The organism is Nonomuraea sp. NPDC049784 (assembly GCF_040659615.1).
Lineage (GTDB): Bacteria > Actinomycetota > Actinomycetes > Streptosporangiales > Streptosporangiaceae > Nonomuraea.
Map to the genome: position 1 here is coordinate 1 of NZ_JBFAMX010000794.1, position 3,920 is coordinate 3,920.

Here is a 3,920-nt window from a genome sequence, read left to right on the forward strand (position 1 = left end):
GCGCGACCGCGACCGCGCGCTCCTCGGTGCCCGACCACACCGCCCCGGCCAGGCCGTACTTCGTGCCGTTGGCGATCTGGACGGCGACGTCCTCGGTCGTGTACGGGATCAGCGACAGCACGGGCCCGAAGATCTCCTCCTGCTCGATCGTCATCCCAGGCTCCACCCCAGCGAACACCGTGGGCTCGACGTAGTAGCCCCGGTCGTACGGCCGCTCGGTGCCGCCCGCCACCAGCCTGGCGCCCTCCTCCTGGCCCCGGTTGATGTAGCGGACCACGCGGTCGCGCTGGATCGCGGACACCAGCGGGCCGATCCTGGTCGATTCGTCGAACGGGTCGCCGACGGTGTAACCGCGCGCCGCCTCGACGGCGAGCCGGACGGCGGCGTCGTACTGGTCGCGATGGACGATCATGCGGGTCCACGCCGAGCAGGTCTGGCCGGCGTTGACGAAGCAGTTGGCCACGCCGACCTTGACGGCCAGCGCCAGATCGGCGTCGGGGAGGATGATGTTCGCCGACTTGCCCCCGAGTTCGAGCGCGACCCGCTTGACAGACTCCGCGGCCAGCGAGGCCACCCTGCGCCCCGCCGTGGTCGAGCCGGTGAAGGAGACCATGTCCACCTCGGGGTGGGCGGCCATGGCCTCGCCGATGACCGGGCCACGCCCGCTGACCAGGTTGAACACGCCCGGAGGCAGGCCCACCTCGGAGAAGATCTCCGCCAGCGCGTACGCCGCCAGCGGCGCCACCTCGCTGGGCTTGAGCACCACGGTGCAGCCCGCGGCCAGCGCCGGGCCCACTTTGCACACGATCTGGTGCAGCGGGTAGTTCCACGGCGTGATCGCCGCCACCACCCCGATCGGCTCCTTGACCACCATCGAGTTGCCGACGCGCGACTCGAGAGGATGACTCTCGGCCATCTGCGCATAGAACGACAGAACGGTGGCCGGCATGAGCGTCTGCACCTTGAGCGCGAAGCCCAGCGGCGCCCCCATGTCGGACGCGATGGTCTTCGCGACCTCCTCGGAGCGCTGCTTCAGCAGCTCGGCGGCGTCGCCGAGGAGCTTGCCGCGCTCCGAGGCGGCCATGCCGGCCCAGCCGGGAAAGGCTCTTCGGGCCGCCGCCACGGCCGCCTCGACATCGTCGGGAGATCCCGCGGGCACGCGGTCGATGATCTCTTCCGTGGCCGGGTTGACAACGTCGATGGACTCGTCCGACGCAGAAGCGGTCCAGGAGCCGCCGATGTACAGCTGACGCATAGCCACCATCCTGTCAGCAAGTCAGGACGGTGCGTAAGGCCCAGTCCGATCAAGGGATAGGTCTTCTACACCGCAAGCAGCGTTCTTCCGTCAGCGTACGATGATTGGCCCGGGGAATATTCGACTGTTAGTCGAATTGTGGCCGTTTGGTCCTGCTGCGCTTCAGCTCGAAGAAGTCATCGAAGGAAGTGACAGTCAGCACGCCGTCCCAGAGCCGGCCCGCGTCCTCCCCTCGGATGATCTTGGTGATCACGGGCCCGAAGAAGGCGTTGGCGCCGACGCGGATGACCGGGGTGCCGACCTCCTGGCCGACGAGGTCGATGCCCTCGTTGTGCGAGGCGCGGATGGTGTCGTCCCACTCCTCGGAGTCGGCCGCGTCGGCGAGCTCCTTCTCGAGCCCCGCGGCCTCGAGGGCGCGCTCCCTGATCTCGCGCAGGCGCTCCGGCTCCTTGCCTAGCCCCTGGTTGTGCAGGAGGGTGCCGAGCTCGGTGTAAAGCCGGCCGACGACCTCTTCGCCGTGCTTGGCCGCAGCCGCGGCCACCACGCGAACGGTGCCCATGGCACGCTTGGTCGATTCGCGGTACTCATCCGGGACATCCTTGTCCTCGTTGAGGACGGCGAGGGACATGATGCGCCAGCGCGGCTGGATGGGGCGTACTTTCTCGACTTCGAGAAGCCACCGTGACGTCACCCATGCGAAGGGACAGGCAGGATCGAACCACAGGTCCACGGGAATCTTTTCAGTCACGTGTGGCCATAACCTGAGGTGGTCCAAGCCATATTCCCATCGTGGCTTGATACCGGCAAACTTCGATGAAGTGGTGAAAAGGAGCGCAACTTGGCAGGCAACCTGACCCGGGACGAGGCTCGTGAGCGCGCCCGGCTGTTGAAGGTCGAGTCGTACGAGGTCGCACTCGACCTGACGGAGGGAGACGAGCGCTTCGAGAGCGTCACGACGGTCCGCTTCACCAGCAGCCGCCCGGGCGCTTCCACCTTCATCGATCTGCACGGCGCCGACGTTCGCAAGGTCACGCTCAACGGCGAGGACCTCGACGTGTCCGCGTACGACGCCGAGAAGGGGCGCTTCCCTCTCCCCTCACTGGCCGAGACCAACGAGCTTCGCGTGGACGCCGACTGCAGTTACATGCGCACGGGCGAGGGTCTGCACCGCTTCGTCGACCCGGTGGACAAGCAGGTCTATCTGCACAGCCAGTTCGAGACGGCCGACGCGCACCGCATGTACGCCTGTTTCGACCAGCCCGACCTGAAGGCCACGTTCCAGCTCACGGTGCTGGCCCCGGCCGGCTGGGAGGTCGTCTCCAACGCCGCCGCCTCCAATGTCGAGGAGCTGCCGGAGCAGAGCGGCAAGCACGGGACGGTGCCGACGGCCAGGCGATGGGAGTTCCCGCCCACGCCGGTCATCTCGACTTACATCACCGCGCTGGTAGCCGGGCCCTACCACAAGGTGACCTCGGAGCACGACGGCATCCCACTGGGGATCTACTGCCGGGCCTCGCTGGCCGAGCACCTCGACCCCGAGAACATCCTCGAGGTCACCAGGCAGGGCTTCGACTTCTTCCACCGGGTGTTCGGGGTGCGCTACCCGTTCGGGAAGTACGACCAGTGCTTCGTGCCCGAGTTCAACGCCGGCGCCATGGAGAACGCGGGCTGCGTGACCTTCCTGGAGGACTACGTCTTCCGCTCCCGCGTCACCGACGCGGTGGTCGAGCGGCGCGCGGAGACGATCCTGCACGAGATGGCGCACATGTGGTTCGGCGACCTCGTCACCATGCGCTGGTGGGACGACCTGTGGCTGAACGAGTCGTTCGCCACCTACATGTCCGTCCTCGGCCAGTCCGAGGCCACGAGGTGGGGCAAGGGCGTGTGGACCACGTTCGCGAACGTGGAGAAGTCCTGGGCCTACCGCCAGGACCAGCTCCCCTCGACCCACCCCATCTCCGCGGACATCCCGGACATGCAGGCCGTCGAGGTCAACTTCGACGGCATCACGTACGCCAAGGGCGCCTCGGTGCTCAAGCAGCTCGTCGCGTACGTCGGCCTGGACAACTTCCTGGCCGGGGTCCGCGACTACTTCGCCGAGCACGCCTGGGGCAACACCGAGCTGAAGGACCTGCTCAACGCCCTTGAGCGCACCTCCGGCCGCGACCTGTCGTCGTGGTCGAAGGAGTGGCTGGAGACGTCCTGGGTGAACACGCTGCGGCCCTCGTTCGAGGTGTCCGGCGGCCGGTTCACCAGCTTCGAGGTGGTGCAGGAGGCGCCCGCCGAGCACCCGACGCTGCGCTCGCACCGGGTCGCGGTCGGCCTGTACTCGCTGGTGGACGGCGTGCTGACGCGTACGAAGCGGGTCGAGCTGGACGTGGTCGGCGCCCGTACGAGCGTGACCCAGCTCGTCGGCGAGGAGCAGCCCGACCTGGTCCTGCTCAACGACGACGACCTGACCTACGCGAAGATCCGTCTCGACGAGCGGTCGATGCGGACGCTGGTCGACGGCGGCATCACGGCGTTCACCGAGTCGCTGCCGCGGGCCCTGTGCTGGTCGGCGGCCTGGGACATGACCCGCGACGGCGAGATGTCCACCCGCGACTACGTCAAGCTGGTCATCTCGGGCGCCGGCACGCTCAAGGACATCACGGTCCTGCAGGCG

3 protein-coding genes are annotated in these 3,920 nt (G+C 67.8%); 1 reads left to right on the plus strand and 2 read right to left on the minus strand.

Translation table 11 applies throughout. The annotated features are described in order from the left end of the window. Both AB0J09_RS58570 and AB0J09_RS58575 read right to left on the minus strand, forming a co-directional pair. On the minus strand, positions 1 to 1,255 hold a 1,255-nt coding region (locus AB0J09_RS58570; protein ID WP_360711928.1), incomplete at its 3' end, for an aldehyde dehydrogenase family protein. A 127-nt stretch (positions 1,256 to 1,382) separates the two neighbouring features. Continuing rightward, positions 1,383 to 1,946: a disulfide bond formation protein DsbA gene (locus AB0J09_RS58575; protein ID WP_360711931.1), complete on the minus strand. Its 564-nt coding sequence runs from the start codon at positions 1,944 to 1,946 to the stop codon at positions 1,383 to 1,385. 147 nt (positions 1,947 to 2,093) lie between these two features. Between AB0J09_RS58575 and pepN the strand changes: the two genes are divergently transcribed. Further along, positions 2,094 to 3,920, plus strand: a 1,827-nt coding sequence (gene pepN / locus AB0J09_RS58580; RefSeq protein ID WP_360711934.1) for an aminopeptidase N, incomplete at its 3' end; no start/stop codon positions are given.